The sequence below is a fragment of the Enterobacter sp. E1 genome, from assembly GCF_016809815.1.
Classification (GTDB): Bacteria; Pseudomonadota; Gammaproteobacteria; order Enterobacterales; family Enterobacteriaceae; genus Enterobacter; species Enterobacter adelaidei.
In genome coordinates, this window is record NZ_JAFBJM010000001.1 from 593,563 (window position 1) to 611,477 (window position 17,915).

Annotated in this window: 12 protein-coding genes; 3 read left to right on the plus strand and 9 right to left on the minus strand. The window is 53.6% G+C overall.

Annotated elements, in window-relative coordinates; genetic code table 11:
- Positions 1-341: 341 nt before the first annotated feature.
- From focA to pflA, 3 genes are all read left to right on the plus strand, one after another.
- On the plus strand, positions 342-1,199 hold the full coding sequence (gene focA, locus JGF26_RS03000) for a formate transporter FocA (RefSeq protein WP_008499974.1): 858 nt from the start codon (positions 342-344) through the stop codon (positions 1,197-1,199).
- A 51-nt stretch (positions 1,200-1,250) separates the two neighbouring features.
- Entirely contained in the window at positions 1,251-3,533 is a 2,283-nt protein-coding gene (gene pflB, locus JGF26_RS03005; protein ID WP_134707388.1) for a formate C-acetyltransferase, read from the plus strand.
- A 203-nt stretch (positions 3,534-3,736) separates the two neighbouring features.
- Positions 3,737-4,477 (plus strand): pyruvate formate lyase 1-activating protein, encoded by a 741-nt coding sequence (pflA, locus tag JGF26_RS03010; protein WP_010429226.1) that lies wholly within the window; start codon positions 3,737-3,739, stop codon positions 4,475-4,477.
- A 35-nt stretch (positions 4,478-4,512) separates the two neighbouring features.
- Here the strand turns inward: pflA and JGF26_RS03015 are convergent, their stop codons facing one another.
- The 9 genes from JGF26_RS03015 to JGF26_RS03055 all read right to left on the minus strand — a co-directional run bounded on the left by JGF26_RS03015 (position 4,513) and on the right by JGF26_RS03055 (position 17,850).
- Positions 4,513-5,034 carry an anti-virulence regulator CigR family protein gene (locus tag JGF26_RS03015; protein ID WP_045404123.1) on the minus strand — a complete coding sequence of 174 codons (522 nt, stop codon included), beginning with the start codon at positions 5,032-5,034 and terminating at the stop codon, positions 4,513-4,515.
- A gap of 123 nt (positions 5,035-5,157) precedes the next feature.
- Positions 5,158-6,306: an MFS transporter gene (locus JGF26_RS03020; RefSeq protein ID WP_134707387.1), complete on the minus strand. Its 1,149-nt coding sequence runs from the start codon at positions 6,304-6,306 to the stop codon at positions 5,158-5,160.
- Between the two features lie 275 nt (positions 6,307-6,581).
- Positions 6,582-7,445 (minus strand): dimethyl sulfoxide reductase anchor subunit family protein, encoded by an 864-nt coding sequence (locus tag JGF26_RS03025; RefSeq protein WP_134707386.1) that lies wholly within the window; start codon positions 7,443-7,445, stop codon positions 6,582-6,584.
- Between the two features lies 1 nt (position 7,446).
- Positions 7,447-8,064: a DMSO/selenate family reductase complex B subunit gene (locus JGF26_RS03030; protein WP_017384545.1), complete on the minus strand. Its 618-nt coding sequence runs from the start codon at positions 8,062-8,064 to the stop codon at positions 7,447-7,449.
- 10 nt (positions 8,065-8,074) lie between these two features.
- A complete protein-coding gene (gene dmsA, locus JGF26_RS03035) occupies positions 8,075-10,519 on the minus strand; it encodes a dimethylsulfoxide reductase subunit A (protein WP_134707385.1) in 2,445 nt (814 codons plus the stop codon).
- A gap of 210 nt (positions 10,520-10,729) precedes the next feature.
- Complete coding sequence (gene serS, locus JGF26_RS03040) at positions 10,730-12,022, minus strand: serine--tRNA ligase (protein WP_047071876.1); 1,293 nt, start codon at positions 12,020-12,022, stop codon at positions 10,730-10,732.
- Between the two features lie 92 nt (positions 12,023-12,114).
- On the minus strand, positions 12,115-13,458 hold the full coding sequence (gene rarA, locus JGF26_RS03045) for a replication-associated recombination protein RarA (RefSeq protein ID WP_108090350.1): 1,344 nt from the start codon (positions 13,456-13,458) through the stop codon (positions 12,115-12,117).
- Positions 13,459-13,467: 9 nt separating this feature from the next.
- Complete coding sequence (gene lolA, locus JGF26_RS03050) at positions 13,468-14,082, minus strand: outer membrane lipoprotein chaperone LolA (protein WP_108090351.1); 615 nt, start codon at positions 14,080-14,082, stop codon at positions 13,468-13,470.
- Positions 14,083-14,211: 129 nt separating this feature from the next.
- Positions 14,212-17,850 (minus strand): DNA translocase FtsK 4TM domain-containing protein, encoded by a 3,639-nt coding sequence (locus tag JGF26_RS03055; protein WP_134707384.1) that lies wholly within the window; start codon positions 17,848-17,850, stop codon positions 14,212-14,214.
- Positions 17,851-17,915 lie beyond the last annotated feature (65 nt).

The following is a 17,915-nucleotide window of genomic DNA, read 5'->3' on the forward strand; positions in this document are numbered from 1 at the left end:
TTGCCCCGTTTTTTATTTTCTTCGGCAATGATTGTTGATTGTAATAATAAAGTTAAACATGGGTAAATATAATAATATTAACCCGGGCTTTACTGTTACTTTTTATGGTAAATACTCCATATTAATTAACTGTTTTAGAGGTGGCCGAACGAAAAAATTCAACTCTTTTCATAACTTTTAAAATTTATTTTTATACGGATAATCAAATACTTACTCCGCATTTGTTGTAAAACCATACACACTGCGGGCCTATAAGCCAGGCGAGATATGATCTATATCAATTTCTCTTCTATAATGCTTTGTTAGTATCTCGTCGCCGACTTAATAAAGAGAGAGTTAGTGTGAAAGCTGACAACCCTTTTGATCTTTTACTCCCTGCTGCGATGGCCAAAGTTGCCGAAGAAGCAGGTGTCTATAAAGCAACGAAACACCCGATGAAGACGTTCTATCTGGCGATCACGGCTGGTGTGTTCATCTCTATCGCTTTCGTCTTCTACATCACTGCCACCACCGGTACTGCTGGAATGCCTTTCGGCATGGCCAAACTGATTGGCGGTATTTGCTTCTCACTGGGTCTGATTCTTTGCGTTATCTGCGGTGCCGACCTCTTCACCTCAACGGTGCTGATTGTCGTAGCGAAAGCCAGCGGAAGAATTACCTGGGGTCAGCTGGCGCGTAACTGGCTTAACGTCTACGTGGGTAACCTGGTTGGCTGTCTGCTCTTTGTTTTGTTGATGTGGCTTTCTGGCGAGTACATGACCGCCAACGGTGGCTGGGGGCTCAACGTCCTGCAAACTGCCGACCACAAAATGCACCACACATTTATCGAAGCCGTTGCTCTCGGCATCCTCGCTAACCTGATGGTCTGCCTGGCTGTATGGATGAGCTACTCGGGTCGCAGCCTGATGGACAAAGCCTTAATTATGGTTCTGCCAGTTGCGATGTTTGTTGCCAGCGGCTTTGAGCACAGTATCGCGAATATGTTCATGATCCCAATGGGCATTGTCATCCGCGACTTTGCAAGCCCGGAGTTCTGGACCGCAGTTGGTTCATCCCCGGAAAGTTTCTCTCACCTGACTATTATGAATTTCATTACTGATAACCTGATCCCTGTCACTATCGGGAACATTATCGGTGGGGGTCTGTTAGTTGGGTTGACATACTGGGTCATTTACCTGCGTGGCGACGATCATCATTGATGGTTTTCTCAGGCAGTAAATAAAAAATCCACTTAAGAAGGTAGGTGTTACATGTCCGAGCTTAATGAAAAGTTAGCCACAGCCTGGGAAGGTTTTGCGAAAGGTGACTGGCAGAATGAAGTAAACGTACGTGACTTCATTCAGAAAAACTATACCCCGTATGAAGGTGACGAATCCTTCCTGGCTGGCGCAACTGACGCGACCACCAAGCTGTGGGACAGCGTAATGGAAGGCGTTAAACTGGAAAACCGCACTCACGCGCCAGTTGATTTCGACACCTCCGTTGCTTCCACCATCACTTCTCACGATGCTGGCTATATCAACAAAGCCCTTGAGAAAATCGTTGGTCTGCAGACTGAAGCACCACTGAAACGTGCAATCATCCCGTTCGGTGGTATTAAAATGGTTGAAGGTTCCTGCAAAGCGTATAACCGCGAGCTGGACCCAATGCTGAAAAAAATCTTCACCGAATACCGCAAAACCCACAACCAGGGTGTATTCGATGTTTACACCAAAGACATTCTGAACTGCCGTAAATCTGGCGTTCTGACTGGTCTGCCAGATGCGTATGGCCGTGGCCGTATCATCGGTGACTACCGTCGCGTTGCGCTGTACGGTATCGACTTCCTGATGAAAGACAAGTACGCACAGTTTGTTTCCCTGCAGTCTGACCTGGAAAACGGCGTAAACCTGGAAGCGACTATCCGTCTGCGTGAAGAAATTGCTGAACAGCACCGCGCGCTGGGTCAGATCAAAGAAATGGCGGCTAAATATGGCTGCGATATCTCTGGTCCTGCTACCAACGCACAGGAAGCTATCCAGTGGACCTACTTCGGCTATCTGGCCGCGGTTAAGTCTCAGAACGGTGCAGCGATGTCCTTCGGTCGTGTATCCACCTTCCTGGATGCTTACATCGAACGCGACATCAAAGCAGGCAAAATCACCGAGCAAGACGCTCAGGAAATGATTGACCACCTGGTCATGAAACTGCGTATGGTTCGCTTCCTGCGTACCCCAGAATACGATGAGCTGTTCTCTGGTGACCCAATCTGGGCAACAGAATCTATCGGTGGTATGGGCGTTGATGGCCGTACTCTGGTAACCAAAAACAGCTTCCGCTTCCTGAACACCCTGTACACCATGGGTCCTTCTCCGGAGCCGAACATCACTGTTCTGTGGTCTGAAAAACTGCCTCTGAACTTCAAGAAATTCGCCGCTAAAGTGTCTATCGATACCTCTTCTCTGCAGTACGAGAACGATGACCTGATGCGTCCGGACTTCAACAACGACGATTACGCTATCGCTTGCTGCGTAAGCCCAATGGTTGTTGGTAAACAAATGCAGTTCTTCGGTGCGCGTGCAAACCTGGCGAAAACCATGCTGTACGCAATCAACGGCGGCGTTGATGAAAAACTGAAAATGCAGGTTGGTCCTAAGTCTGAGCCGATCAAAGGCGACGTTCTGAAGTTCGACGAAGTCATGGACCGCATGGATCACTTCATGGACTGGCTGGCTAAACAGTATGTCACTGCACTGAACGTTATCCACTACATGCACGACAAGTACAGCTACGAAGCCTCTCTGATGGCGCTGCACGACCGTGACGTTATCCGCACCATGGCGTGTGGTATCGCAGGTCTGTCCGTTGCGGCTGACTCCCTGTCTGCAATCAAATATGCGAAAGTTAAACCAATTCGTGACGAAGACGGCCTGGCTGTAGACTTCGAAATCGAAGGTGAATACCCGCAGTTTGGTAACAACGATTCTCGCGTTGATGACATGGCGGTTGACCTGGTAGAACGTTTCATGAAGAAAATTCAGAAACTGACTACTTACCGTAACGCTATCCCGACTCAGTCTGTTCTGACCATCACCTCTAACGTTGTGTATGGTAAGAAAACCGGTAATACCCCAGACGGACGTCGTGCTGGCGCGCCATTCGGCCCAGGTGCTAACCCAATGCACGGTCGTGACCAGAAAGGTGCTGTTGCCTCTCTGACTTCCGTTGCTAAACTGCCGTTTGCTTACGCTAAAGATGGTATCTCTTACACCTTCTCTATCGTTCCAAATGCGCTGGGTAAAGACGACGAAGTGCGTAAAACTAACCTCGCGGGTCTGATGGATGGTTACTTCCACCACGAAGCGTCCATCGAAGGTGGTCAGCACCTGAACGTGAACGTAATGAACCGTGAAATGCTGCTCGACGCGATGGAACACCCTGAGAAATATCCTCAGCTGACCATCCGCGTATCCGGCTACGCAGTACGTTTTAACTCCCTGACTAAAGAACAGCAGCAGGACGTTATCACCCGTACTTTCACTCAGTCCATGTAAGTGGAATTGACTGAAATCACGCGTTAAAAAGCGTACAATAAAGGCTCCACGCAAGTGGGGCCTTTTTAGCACCCTCTCCACCTCAGTCTCTTTTGTCCGCTATCTATACTTAATGGATAACAGCCAAAACAGACTTAACACAGCCGGTTTTGAGCTGTGCATACACAGGCCCCGGACGGGCCGATGCTGGAGATATCACCGCAATGTCAATTATTGGTCGCATTCACTCCTTTGAATCCTGTGGCACTGTCGATGGCCCAGGTATCCGCTTTATCACCTTTTTCCAGGGCTGCCTGATGCGCTGCCTGTACTGCCATAACCGTGACACCTGGGATACACACGGCGGCAAAGAAGTGACCGTTGAAGATTTAATGAAAGAGGTGGTGACCTACCGTCACTTTATGAACGCGTCTGGCGGTGGTGTAACCGCATCCGGCGGTGAAGCCATTCTTCAGGCTGAGTTTGTACGCGACTGGTTCCGTGCCTGCCGCAAAGAAGGCATTCATACCTGTCTCGATACCAACGGCTTTGTACGTCGCTACGATCCGGTTATCGACGAGCTGCTCGAAGTGACCGATCTGGTGATGCTCGATCTCAAACAGATGAACGATGAGATCCACCAGAACCTCGTTGGTGTCTCAAACCACCGCACGCTGGAATTTGCCAAATACATTGCCGATAAAGGCATCAAAACCTGGATCCGCTACGTGGTTGTGCCTGGCTGGTCAGATGATGACGACTCCGCGCATCGTCTCGGGGAATTTACCCGCGACATGGGCAACGTCGAGAAAATCGAGCTTCTGCCCTATCACGAGCTGGGTAAACACAAATGGGTGGCAATGGGCGAAGAGTACAAACTCGATGGCGTGAAGCCGCCGAAGAAAGAGACGATGGAACGCGTAAAAGGCATTCTTGAGCAGTACGGCCATAAGGTGATGTATTAAAGAAAAGCCCGGTGAAAACCGGGCTTTTTTATATTCTATTTAAAGACGCCGTTAATAACGGACGTCACGATGGCTGTACTCAGCGCAATTAAGACCAGGTCGTCTCCGACCACACGCCATTCATAGCCAGGGTAGGAAGGAAGCTGGCCCAGCATTGAGGCCGGCACGGTTTTCTTCGCAATGCCCGGAGGCAACGGCTTACCGCGCGCCAGGTTTTTCGCGATACCCGGAGGCAGAGAGTCATAGCCCGTTAAGCCATAATTCAGCGCCAGGTGGCGGGCATGATCGAAGCTCACGCGAGCGTCGACATCGTTACCGACATCTTTACTGCTTTTAAAGCTTTTATCCGATTTTCCAGGGTTATCCTGACCGTTATTTTGCTTATTGCCATGGTTACCAGAATTCCCGTTACCATGATTGCCGCCATTACCCTGTCCGCCACCGTTTCCGTGACCACCGCCATTCCCGTTTCCAGGATTAGCCATGACCGGAGCCGTTGCAAACGTTAAAGACAACACTACGGCAAGTGCGGTAGCGGAAAAACGACGAATAGACATGATTGCTGCCTTATAGTGGTAGGACTCACATGAATTATCGCCTGGCGCAATAAACAAACAATAAGTAAAACTCTTAGTTGTGACTGGGACAAAAAAGCCTGTCATCGACAGGCTTTTATTTAATCAGGCATGTGCCACAGGCGTAGGATGTTCGCCCACTTTGCGCAGCAGCATCAAGAGATAAATAAACGACACGCTGGCGATCATGATAAACAATAAATTATCGGAATAATTCTGCATCAGCATCGCGGTAAACGTCGGCCCTAATAAACTGCCGATGGTATAGCTCAGTAACAGCGCCTGGTTCATTGCCACCAGCTGGTGATGTTCAACTTTCTCACAGGCCCAGGCCATCGCAACCGGATAGAGCGTAAAGCCGGCGGCCCCGAGAATAAACAGCGCAGGCGCCATTGCGGCGTTGCTGAGCATGGCTAGACATCCCAGGATCACCACGAAGACCTGAACGCGCAGTACCAGCAGACGACCGAAACGGTCCGCCAGTCGGCCAATCGGCCATTGCCCGACGATCCCTGCACTCACCATAACCGCCATCCAGAAGCCAATTCCGGAATCGCTGACGCCCTGATGATTTAGATAGAGCGGCATCAGGCCATAGAGTGAGCCCAGTACAATCCCCGAGATAATGCAGCCGTTAACGCCCAGCCGCGCCTGACGGAGTCTCAGCATCGGCCAGACGTGGGTTGCTTCCTGGTGTTCGCTGTTCTGGTTCACAATGCGCGTAAAGAGCAGCGGCAGGATCGCGGCCAGCACCATACCCGTTACCCAGGGCAGAACGCTCATCAGGTCGGTTGGCAGTTTGCTGACCATCAGTTGACCCAGCACGGTGCCCACATAGTAAACCATCATATAGGCTGCCAGCAGGCGTCCGCGGTTGCGCGACGTACCGCTGCACATCAGCGCACTTTCAACCACCACCCAAATCATCGCGCAGCCTACGCCAGCGATAAAGCGCCACGCCATCCAGCTCCAGAAGCCGACCATAAAGCCTAAACCGGCACATCCGGCGGCGAAAATCAGCGAGGCCAGATAATAGCTGCGATTAAAGCCAAAGCGCTTAATCAGGCTCCCGGTGACCAGCGTCCCCAACAGGTTGCCGGTAAAAAAGGACGAGCTGACCATACCCACCTGCCAGGTCGGTAAGTTTTCATGGGCGAGCCACAGCGGGACGAGCGTATTTAACACTGCGATCGCCAGGGTCAACAGAAGCAGGCCACAGAGCAACAGAAGCACTGGCCGGGTATAGGTGGTCATGGGTTAAAAACCGTGAGGAAGTTCAGATTTCGTGCGCATCATGCCACTGGCAAAAACAAAGTCAATCCACTGATTTCGCCGTCACGCACAATATGTTCCTTGTCGATTCAAAAAACTTATCCTGCTAATGCAACGCCTGCTATAGATATTAATTATGTATCTGTTTTTATTTATTAATGAACGAAATTAAAACGAAACAACAGTCGAAAAATTTCATGATCGAAAAAAGAAAAAGCCGGGCACTCAGGCCCGGCTTGATATAACTAAATGCAACGTTAACTGGCAATAGCCATACCCACGGTCATATGCAATCCGTAGAACACACCACGGCCAATCAGTTCACCTGCCAGTACCAGCACAAAAGCCAGCGACAGCAGCGGCAGCGCGGGCTGATATCCTTTAAGCTGAGGCGCGATCCAGAATACCAACGCCGCGACCAGCAGAACGATGCGCCAGGCCATCAGTGAACCGTAGTCCGGCACCAGGGCAGAGGCATGCTGAATAGAGCTGTGAATGGTTGCCAGTTCGGATCCCTGCATCAGGGCAACCATCGCACTCACCACCAGCGCCAGCAGCGAAACAGCGGGGAGCAAACGCATTGCCCACCCATCTACGCCCGCTACGCGCAGCAGCAGGTAGCCCAACAGCGGACCACCGATAAACATCGTCAGGAAGAAACTCATCGGCGTCCAGACGCTGTACCAGGTTGGAACGGTATCAATGGTGTTGTACACGCGCACCATCATCCATACGAATACCACGCCTAGCACCATGGTCACGATCAGCCACAGGCTGCGTAGACCCGCAGGCAATTTTTTCAGCGCTGCCAGCAGCCATCCCAGCCCACCGACGGCGAAGAAAATCGCCCCGCTGGCAATCTCATTACTGAGTGATGATGCCCCCACGCGGTTCAGGGAGTTAAACGCACGCATCGGTGAGCCCAGATGCAGCGTTGAGGCAATAAAGCCAATTCCCATCAGTACCCACAGACCAAACATACTCAACACGAGACGCTGCTGCTGTTCAGCACTGAGGTTGCCTTTTAACAGCGCCAGGGCGAGCACGATAAACCCACCGGCAACACATTGCCCAAAGACCGTGAAGATCATCAGCGGCCATTCATGCCATCCACTTCCCATCTCACACCTCCTTCGGATTTGCCAGGTAGCCGGTGGTGTCACCTGTCGGACGGCTGTTGGCGTTAGGTTTAATCACAATACTCGGCTTCGTGAAGTGCGCTGACGGTAGTGGCGCTACCGCCGCAAGCTGACCGTGTTTTTTACGCAGCTCTTCAATTGGGCCAAAGTCCAGCGCGCGCAGCGGACAGGACTCGACGCAAATCGGTTTTTTGCCATCCGCCACGCGTGAGTGGCAGCCGTCGCACTTGGTCATATGACCTTTGGCGGCGTTGTACTGCGGCGCGCCGTACGGACAAGCCATATGGCAGTAACGGCAACCGATGCAGACATCTTCATCCACGACGACAAAACCGTCATCGCGCTTGTGCATCGCCCCACTCGGACAGACCTTAGTACAGGCCGGATCTTCACAGTGGTTGCAGGCAATCGACAGGTAGTAGGCGAACACGTTTTGATGCCAGACGCCGTTATCTTCCTGCCAGTCACCCCCGGCGTATTCGTAGATACGGCGGAAGCTGACGTCCGGGGTCAGATCTTTGTAATCTTTACAGGCCAGCTCGCAGGTTTTGCACCCGGTGCAACGGCTGGAATCAATAAAAAATCCATACTGGGTTGTCATCGGTTACTCCTTAAACCTTTTCAACCTGAACAAGGTTTGTGTGAGATGGGTTACCTTTCGCCAGTGGCGATGGGCGCTGTGTAGTCAGTACGTTAATACTGCCTGCCTGGTCGATGCGGTTGGCATCCGGGTTATACCAGGCCCCTTCCCCCAGCGCGACAACGCCAGGCATCATGCGCGGTGTAACCTTGGCTTCGATATGCACCTCACCACGCCCGTTGAAAATGCGTACGCGATCGCCATTGTTGATGCCGCGCGCTTTGGCATCCATCGGGTTGATCCACATCTCCTGACGGCAGGCGGCTTTCAGTACGTCGACGTTACCGTACGTGGAGTGAACTCGCGCTTTGTAGTGGAAACCGGTCAACTGCAGCGGGAATTTCGCCGTCAGCGGATCGTTATAGTTTTCAAAGCCCGGCGTGTAGATCGGCAGCGGATCGATAACGTCCCCTTCCGGCAATTCCCAGGTTGAGGCAATTTTTGCCAGCTCTTCGGAGTAGATTTCGATTTTACCCGACGGTGTGGTTAGCGGGTTCGCCTGCGGGTCTTCACGGAACGCTTTGTACGCCACGTGGTGCCCTTCCGGATCGCGCTGTTTGTACATACCTTGCTTACGGAAGGTGTCGAAATCCGGCAGATCAGGGATCGCTTTACGAGAGAGCTCATGCAGATAGCGCATCCACCCTTCCTGAGTACGCCCCTCAGTAAACTGCTGCTCAACGCCAAGACGTTTCGCCAGCTCAGAGGTCATCTCATAGATGGTTTTGCACTCAAAGCGAGGTTTGATGGCCTGATCGGTGAAGATCACATAGGACATGTTACCGCAGGAGGCGTCCAGCGCGAAATCCATCTGCTCAGATGCAGTACAGTCCGGCAGCAAGATATCGGCATATTTTGCCGAGGAGGTCATGTGGCAGTCGATGACCACAATCATCTCGCACTTCTTGTCATCCTGCAGGATTTCGTGGGTACGGTTAATTTCAGAATGCTGGTTGATCAGACAGTTGCCGGCATAGTTCCAGATCATCTTGATCGGCACATCCAGCTTGTCCTTGCCGCGCACACCGTCGCGCAAAGCGGTCATTTCCGGACCACGCTCGATCGCATCGGTCCACATAAACATCGAGATGCTGGTCTGAACCGGGTTATCCAGCGTCGGCATACGTTCAAACGGTACTTCATACGAGCCTTCACGCGCGCCAGTGTTACCGCCGTGAATACCAACGTTGCCGGTCAGGATGGAGAGCATAGAGATGGCGCGGGTCGCGATTTCACCGTTTGCATGACGTTGCGGGCCCCAGCCCTGGCTGATATAGGCCGGTTTGGCTGAGCCAATCTCACGCGCCAGCTGGACGATGCGTTCGACCGGAATACCGGTGATCGTGGACGCCCACTCTGGCGTTTTCGCCACGCCATCGCTGCCCTGGCCAAGAATGTACGCTTTGTAATGCCCGTTTGCCGGCGCGCTGGCTGGCAGGGTTTTCTCGTCGTAACCGACGCAATATTTATCCAGGAAAGGCTGATCGACGAGGTTTTCGGTGATCATCACCCACGCCAGCGCTGAGACCAGCGCCGCATCGGTACCTGGACGGATTGGGATCCACTCATCTTCTCGCCCGGCACCGGTATCGGTATAGCGCGGATCGATGATGATCATGCGGGCATTGGACTTAGCGCGAGCCTGTTCGAGGTAATATGTCACCCCGCCACCGCTCATGCGGGTTTCACCCGGGTTGTTACCGAACAGTACAACCAGTTTGCTGTTTTCGATATCAGACGGGCTGTTACCGTCCGCCCAGCCACCGTAGGTGTAGTTCAGGCCAGCAGCGATCTGAGCAGAGGAGTAGTCACCATAGTGATTAAGATAACCGCCGCAGCAGTTCATCAGGCGCGCCACCAGTGTTTTACCCGGTGGCCAGGAACGGGTCATGGTGCCACCGAGCGTTCCAGTACCGTAGTTCAGGTAGATGGATTCGTTGCCATACTCGTTGATCAAACGCTGCATGTTGGTGACGATGATATCGTAGGCTTCATCCCAACTAATGCGCTCGAACTTTCCTTCCCCACGTTTGCCGACGCGCTTCATTGGGTACTTCAGACGGTCCGGATTATACACACGACGACGCATGGAACGGCCACGCAGACAAGCGCGTACCTGATGTAATCCTTCGTAGTTATCGTCCCCGGTATTGTCGGTTTCAACATATTTAATTTCGCCATCCACCACATGCATACGCAGTGGACAACGACTACCACAGTTTACGGTACAGGCGCTCCACACCACTTTTTCCGGAGCTGTCGCCGGGGACAATGCATCTGCCGCCGACGCCAGCCGGGTAAAAGGAAGCGTGAGGGCGCTACTGGCCATAGCCAGGCCGCCTATTGCCGTGGTTTTCATCAACCCACGGCGAGTGACCTCAGCTGCCATTAATGCTTCAGGCGCGTTGATTTTCATAGAGACTCACTTGGTTGCTCACAAAGAAAAGAGAGGCGGCACATACCGCTATATAGTTTTATATATAACGAAACTCTTCGTTATCAGTCATTTATGCTAACTTTCATTCGGAGGAGTATTACTACTTTAGAGGGAGGGGGTATTGCGTAGTATCAATTCAGAGGCATAAAAAAAGCGCCCGAAGGCGCTTTTTTGTTGTGAGGCAAAGAATTAGCCGATGTACTGCTGGCCTTTCATGTATGGGCGCAGTACTTCAGGGATCTCGATACGACCATCTGCCTGCTGATAGTTTTCCAGCACGGCAACCAGCGTACGGCCGACAGCCAGACCAGAGCCGTTCAGGGTATGAACCAGACGGGTTTTCTTGTCAGATTTGCTGCGGCAGCGTGCCTGCATGCGACGCGCCTGGAAATCCCAGACGTTAGAGCAGGAGGAGATCTCACGGTAGGTGTTCTGCGCAGGCACCCACACTTCCAGATCGAAGGTTTTGCAGGCGCCAAAGCCCATATCACCGGTGCACAGGGCCATACGACGGTACGGAAGACCCAACAGCTCCAGCACTTTCTCAGCGTGGCCGGTCATCTCTTCCAGCGCGTCCATGGATTCTTCAGGACGGACGATCTGCACCATCTCAACTTTGTCGAACTGGTGCATACGAATCAGACCGCGCGTGTCGCGACCGTAAGATCCTGCTTCAGAACGGAAGCACGGAGAGTGTGCCGTCAGCTTAATTGGCAGGTCGTCTTCGTCGATGATCTCATCGCGCACGAGGTTTGTCAGCGGCACTTCAGCGGTTGGGATCAGCGCGTAGTTGCTGCTGTCCGCTTCCTCGTCCAGCGGACGGGTGTGGAACAGATCGCCGGCAAATTTCGGCAGCTGGCCCGTACCGTACAGCGTATCGTGGTTGACCAGATACGGTACGTAGGTTTCGCTGTAGCCGTGCTGCTCGGTGTGCAGATCCAGCATGAACTGCGCCAGCGCGCGGTGCAGATGGGCAATCTGGCCTTTCATCACCACGAAGCGAGAGCCGGTCAGCTTAACCGCCGCCGCAAAGTCCAGGCCCGCGTGCATTTCGCCCAGCGTCACGTGATCGCGCACTTCGAAGTCGAACTCGCGAGGCGTACCCCAACGTTTCACTTCAACGTTGTCGTTTTCATCTTTGCCGACAGGCACGCTGTCGTCAGGAATATTCGGGATAGCCAGGGCAATATCACGAATTTCGGTCTGAAGAACATCCAGCTCAGCTTTCGCCTGATCCAGCTCTTCACCCAGTTTGTTCACTTCCAGGCGTAATGGCTCAATATCTTCCCCGCGCGCTTTCGCCTGGCCAATGGATTTCGATCGAGAGTTACGCTCTGCCTGCAGATTTTCAGTTTGTACCTGCAGAACTTTACGACGCTCTTCAAGAGCGCGCAGCTTATCTACATCCAGCTTAAAGCCCCGGCGTGCCAGTTTTTCAGCGACTGCGTCTGGCTCGTTACGCAGCAGATTGGGATCGAGCATGCTTATCCTGTGCTTATCGAATTAAAATAGGAAAATGTGACCACAGCCTGCGGTCACAGGGATACATTGCCAACATTACCGCAACGATAGCGCTAACGGTAGCGTTTTATAGGGCTATTTTGATCCTGTCCGGCGAGCCAGGTGAGCTTTTCACCAATCTTGCCTTCAAGACCTCTGTTTGTGGGGTGATAATAGCGCGTTTGTGCCATCTCTTGCGGGAAATATTCCTCTCCGGCAGCGTAGGCATTGGGTTCATCATGGGCATAACGGTACTCCTGACCATACCCCATCTCTTTCATCAGTTTGGTCGGTGCATTACGCAGATGAACCGGCACATCGTAGTCCGGACGTTCACGCGCATCAGACATTGCCGCTTTAAAGGCGGTATAGACCGCATTACTCTTCGGCGCACAGGCCAGATAGACAATCGCCTGCGCAATGGCGCGCTCCCCTTCAGCGGGACCGACGCGGGTAAAACAGTCCCATGCTGAGAGCGCCACCTGCATCGCCCGTGGATCAGCATTGCCGACATCTTCCGAGGCAATAGCCAGGCAACGTCGTGCAACATACAGCGGATCGCCACCGGCAGTGATAATGCGTGCATACCAGTAAAGTGCCGCATCCGGCGCGCTGCCTCGCACGGACTTATGTAGCGCCGAGATCAGATCGTAAAAACGGTCGCCCTTGTTATCGAAACGCGCGCTACGTTCACCAGCAATCTCGGTGAGCAGTTCCGGTTTAAGCACTCTCTTGCCGGAGTCATCAATTTCGGCCATATCGGCCATCATCTCCAGCGTATTCAGTGCCCGACGCGCATCACCGTTGACCAACTCAGCAATCGCACGACGCGTCTCGTCAGGTAAAACGATATCCTGCCCGCCGTAGCCGCGTGCTTTGTCGTCCATTGCCTGGGTGAGAACCTTTTCGATATCCTCGGTAGTCAGCGATTTGAGCAGGTAAACGCGCGCACGCGAAAGCAGCGCCGAGTTCAGTTCAAACGATGGGTTTTCAGTGGTTGCACCGATGAAGAATATCGTGCCGTCTTCAATATGCGGCAGGAAAGCATCCTGCTGGCTCTTGTTGAAGCGGTGGACTTCGTCCACAAAGAGGATGGTACGCCGCCCGGCATTGCGGTTCTGCCGCGCACGCTCGATCGCCTCGCGGATCTCTTTCACGCCGGAGGTGACCGCCGAAAGACGTTCAACGTCCGCGTTGGCATAGCGGGCAATAACTTCTGCAAGGGTGGTTTTGCCGGTGCCAGGTGGCCCCCAGAGGATCATGGAATGGAGATGCCCGGCTTCAATAGCACGCGGCAAAGGCTTACCGGCAGCCAGCAGATGTTGCTGGCCGATGTACTGCGCTAAATTTTCTGGCCGCATACGGGCGGCCAGAGGTTGAAACGCGTTATCTGAAAAATCGAGCGACAGATTGCCCACTCACGCCTCTTACTTATTGCGTTGGTCGTCCACCGTTACGCCCTTCGGCGGGGTAAAGGTGAATTTCGATGCATCAACGGCGCCGTTCTGCTGAGACTTGAGCTGGTAGCTGCTGCGCTGATCGTCCTGCTCAACCGCGCCGAACTGATTAATGGTACCGTTGGTGCTTACGTTAATGGTGAACTGCTTCAGGTTGCCGTTGCTGCCTTTCGGCGTCAGGATAAACTCGTCACCCGTCTGTTTGATATTGTACTGCTGCCAGTCGCTGGACTGGTTGCGGGCAATCAGCATAAACGGCGTATTGCTGGTGGCATCTTTCAGCCAGGTCGCCGTTGCCTGCTCAACGAACGGGTTGAAGAACCATAAGGTTTTACCGTCAGACACCAGGATGCTCTCATCCGGCTGGGTCATGTGCCAGTTAAACAGATTGGGGCGCTTTACCCACAAATCGCCCTGGCCTTCCTGCACCGCGTTGCCGCTGCCGTCAGTCACTTTTTGCGTGAAGCTGGCGTGGAAGCTGCTCACTTTATCCAGTCGGCTTTTAAGGTCGCTGGCTGCATCAGCCCAGACGCTGCTGGCGACAAAACTGGTCAGTAATGCACAGGCGATGGCGATTTTTTTCATTGTTATTCCTTAAAATACGTCTTCCCGAAATGGGGTTTCCGTCTTCTATTCTGGACCTGCCCGAAGGCAGGCGACAGAAGAAAATGCTTAATTTTTTGCTGATTTACCCTTCTTTGCAATCGCTGAAGGTTAGTCAAACGGCGGCGGAGCAAGCACCTCGCGGTTACCATTATGCCCCTGCTCGCTCACGATGCCCTGCGCTTCCATCTGCTCGATGATACGCGCTGCGCGGTTATAGCCGATGCGGAACTGACGCTGAACGCCAGAGATGGACGCTTTGCGTTTTTCGGTAACGAAGTTAACCGCCTGATCAAATAATGGATCCAGCTCTTCTCCACCGTCAAAACCGCCACCGCCGCCTTCGCTTTCTACATCGCTGGTAATACCGTCAACATACTGCGGACGACCGCGCGCTTTCCAGTCCTGCACCACGGCGTGAACTTCCTCATCGCGGACAAACGCGCCGTGGACACGCACCGGAGAGGTGGAGTTCGGGCCGGAATAGAGCATGTCACCCATACCCAGCAGCGACTCTGCGCCACCCTGATCAAGAATGGTACGGGAGTCAATTTTACTTGATACGGTAAACGCAATACGCGTCGGAATGTTCGCTTTAATAAGACCAGTGATAACGTCCACGGAAGGACGCTGGGTCGCGAGAACAAGGTGAATACCGGCCGCACGCGCTTTCTGCGCCAGACGGGCAATCAACTCTTCCACTTTCTTACCGACGGTCATCATCAGGTCAGCGAACTCATCCACCAGAACGACGATATAAGGCAGTTTTTCCAGCACCGGATGCTGGGCATCCATGCTGTCACCCGGCTTCCAGTAAGGATCCGGGATCGGACGTCCCATGCGCACAGCCTGGGCAATTTTCTCGTTATAACCGGCCAGGTTTCGCACGCCCAGCGCAGACATCAGCTTGTAGCGGCGTTCCATCTCATTGACGCTCCAGCGCAGGGCGTTGGCGGCGTCTTTCATGTCGGTGACCACTTCAGTCAGCAGATGCGGAATGCCTTCGTAGACCGACAGTTCGAGCATTTTCGGGTCGATCATGATGAAACGCACGTCTTCCGGCTGCGCTTTATAAAGCATGCTGAGGATCATGGCGTTCACGCCGACGGACTTACCGGAACCGGTGGTACCCGCTACAAGCAGGTGAGGCATTTTGGCGAGATCAGCCACCACCGGATCGCCCGCGATATCTTTACCCAGCACCACGGTCAGCGGGGATGGGTTATCGCGGAATTTGGTGTTATCCAGCACTTCGCGCAGGTAAACGGTTTGACGTTTTTTGTTCGGCAGCTCAAGGCCAACGTAAGGTTTGCCGGGAATCACTTCCACCACACGTACCGCAACGGTCGACAGCGAACGCGCCAGGTCGCGGGACAGGTTCGAAATACGCGCGGCTTTAACACCCGGCGCCAGATTCAGTTCAAAACGGGTAATAACCGGGCCAGGAGAGTAGTTCACCACGTCCGCCTTGATACGGAAGTCGGCCAGACGAGCTTCCACCAGACGCGCCATCTGCTCCAGCGCAAACGTATCGACCGGCTCAACTTCAGACGGCGGCGGCGTTAACAGGTCCAGCGACGGTAACGGCGTACTTGGACGTTGCAATGGACGGCTGTCACCATTACGCATCAGCAGCGGGTGAATCAGGCTTTCCTGCGCCTGAGGCGCAGGCTGCTGGAACTGCGGCGGCTGTTGCGGCTGCGTATAAGCCTGCGGAGCTGGCTGCTGACGCACTGGCTCGGCTTCCGGCATCACGCTCGGGGTAAATAAAGGCTCGCTCGGACCATCATCCACCAGATCCTTCATTGGCGAGAATTCAAAATCAGACAGCGAGAACGGGTTCGCACCAGCAGGTTGTTCACCGGAATAGCGTTGCTGCTGCGTTGCGGCAAACTGGCGCGCTAATTCGGCTTCCGCCGCGTCATCTTCATCTTCCAGAATCGGTTCATCGTGCTGGTATTCCTCACCGTAACGTTGATTCTGTTGCGCTGCGAACTGGCGAGCCAGCTCGTCCTGCTGCATTTCATCGGCGTCATCTTCGTACTCTGGTTCACGCGCTTTTTCTTCGGCCATACGCTGGGAAGGCAGCTTGATACCGTAAGAAGCAAGCTCACGACGAGTGGGAACGCGGACGCGGTTAGGACGAGGCAATTGTGGGCCAATACCCTCTTTCACCTGAGGACGTGGTGTCCCACCTGTTGCCAGACTGAAGACAGGTGCAGCCACGGCCGCCGCCGCAGTTGCCTGCTTAACGCTTTCTGTAACAGGAGCAACAGCAGGTGTTGGGTCAACCGGCGGAACAGAGAAAGAAGGTGCTTTGGTAACCGGCTCCTGCACCGGTTCAGGCACAGGCTGATACCAGGCTGCCAGTTGCTCGCGTTCACGAGCACGACGCTCTTCAACCTCTTCAAAATAATACATTGGTGGACGAGAGGGTTTCACCTCTTCCACCACTTCAGGTTCAGGCTGTGGCGCTACATAAGGCTGCACAGATTCAACCGGCTCAGGCACATACTCCTGATACGGCTGGGCCACAGGCTGTTCATATTGCTGCGGTTCATATTCAGGTTGCGGCGGCTGATAAGGCTCCTGCCACTGCTCCTGATGCACAGGGATATAGCTTTCCGGTTCAGGGGCGATAACGGGCTCCGGTGTGTTAACACCGGGCGCTGTCTGCCAGTCAACCTGAGGCTGCTGAATAACGGATTCCGGCGGTGGAACCGGTGCAGATGGCATCACGGCTTCGACAGGTGCGGCATACGCCTGCGCAGCGGTCGTTGCTGCTGCGGCTGCGGCAACCGGCGCGGTAACGGTTTGACCATTTAGCAGCGGATCGTATTCGTCAAAGTCACCCGGCGTGGCACGGCTCCCGGAGAAAAGCACATCATCAGGATCGACGGCGTTACCTGCTGCGCGATACTCAACCTGCTCGTCTTCATCCATACGCTTACCAGAGAAGAGTGCCGCATCGGTTTTACGTCCAAGCGGGTTGGCAAATTTTTCAGCTACACGCTGGCGACGCGCCAATGCCCCACGCAGGATACGTGCGCGACGGGATTCGCGACGCTGTACAGGTGCATCGTCTTCCTCTTCATCTTCATACTCGTCTTCATCCACCCACGTATCGTCACGACGGGTACGGTTGCTGGCGAAGGTCAGAATGGTGAGGATAAAACTGCCGATTTTCTCGGCAATGCTCACCCAGGACCAGCCGGTAAACAACGTCAGCCCGGCAGCCCAGATGCACAGCAGCGCCAGCGTGCCGCCGCTGCTGTGGAGCATTGGTTGCAGTGCAGAACTCAACAAACTGCCGATCACTCCGCCAGAGGCAAAGTACCAGATATCATCGGCATTAATGGCCGCCAGACCGCATGAGGTCAGGATCAGCGCCAGCGCGCCGATCAGGCGCAGCGAAACCGCGAAATAGTCGATGTAATCATCGTTCTGACGATGACGCCACGCAAACCAGCATCCGCCAATGATAATGACGGGAAGGGTGTAGGCCATCACACCGAAAATGAAAAACAGCGTGTCCGCAAGCCAGGCTCCGGGGACACCGCCTAAATTATGGATAGGCTCATGCCATGCAGTTTGTGACCAGCTGGGATCTGAGGGGTTGAAACTGAGTAAGGCTGCCATCAGCCAGACGGCAAAAAGGGCAATAACAATCAGCAAAGCTTCGAGGAGACGACGTCCGCTGCTTAGCTTCGATAGTGTGACTTCTTTGTCTTCAGTGTATTCCTGGCTCAAGAAAGGCTCTCCAGGTATCAGGCATATCCTGCCTGTTTGCTAAAACGGACAACAGCGCCGGGACT

Excerpts from the sequence above, each read along its gene's own strand:
- pflB (WP_134707388.1), top strand. The coding sequence starts at position 1,251 with ATGTCCGAGCTTAATGAAAAGTTAGCCACAGCCTGGGAAGGTTTTGCG.
- pflA (WP_010429226.1), top strand. The coding sequence starts at position 3,737 with ATGTCAATTATTGGTCGCATTCACTCCTTTGAATCCTGTGGCACTGTC.
- JGF26_RS03015 (WP_045404123.1), bottom strand. The coding sequence starts at position 5,034 with ATGTCTATTCGTCGTTTTTCCGCTACCGCACTTGCCGTAGTGTTGTCT.
- JGF26_RS03020 (WP_134707387.1), bottom strand. The coding sequence starts at position 6,306 with ATGACCACCTATACCCGGCCAGTGCTTCTGTTGCTCTGTGGCCTGCTT.
- JGF26_RS03025 (WP_134707386.1), bottom strand. The coding sequence starts at position 7,445 with ATGGGAAGTGGATGGCATGAATGGCCGCTGATGATCTTCACGGTCTTT.
- JGF26_RS03030 (WP_017384545.1), bottom strand. The coding sequence starts at position 8,064 with ATGACAACCCAGTATGGATTTTTTATTGATTCCAGCCGTTGCACCGGG.
- dmsA (WP_134707385.1), bottom strand. The coding sequence starts at position 10,519 with ATGAAAATCAACGCGCCTGAAGCATTAATGGCAGCTGAGGTCACTCGC.
- serS (WP_047071876.1), bottom strand. The coding sequence starts at position 12,022 with ATGCTCGATCCCAATCTGCTGCGTAACGAGCCAGACGCAGTCGCTGAA.
- lolA (WP_108090351.1), bottom strand. The coding sequence starts at position 14,082 with ATGAAAAAAATCGCCATCGCCTGTGCATTACTGACCAGTTTTGTCGCC.